This window comes from Streptomyces sp. P17 (genome assembly GCF_032436805.1).
Classification (GTDB): domain Bacteria; phylum Actinomycetota; class Actinomycetes; order Streptomycetales; family Streptomycetaceae; genus Streptomyces.
Genome location: NZ_JAVRBF010000632.1, coordinates 1 through 284 on the forward strand (window position 1 = coordinate 1; position 284 = coordinate 284).

Genomic DNA, 284 nt, shown 5'->3' on the forward strand with positions numbered 1-284 from the left:
GCTCCAGCATCCACGCCAAGCTGTTCGGCCGTCAGGCGCCCAAGGTCACCGGGCAGGGCATCACCGGTAGCTATGGCTTCGGCGGGTTCGACGGCCAGAGCTATGCCGATATCAAGGCCAAGGGCGGTCTGTTCCGCAGCGACAAGAAGTGGACACAGTTCGGCGCGCTGGACCCTGGCATCGATCGCACGTTCGATATGGCCGCGCGCCAGGTCCGCGGTGCTGCAACCGATCTGGCCAAGCAGCTGGGCGTGGATCTGACCCAGAAGCTCGGCAGCGTGAAG

General features: G+C 65.1%; 1 protein-coding gene. It reads left to right on the forward strand.

Going from position 1 to position 284, the window contains the following annotated elements; genetic code table 11:
- Nucleotides 1–284: hypothetical protein (locus RMT89_RS42395; RefSeq protein WP_315889092.1), on the forward strand; the 284-nt coding region annotated here is incomplete at both ends.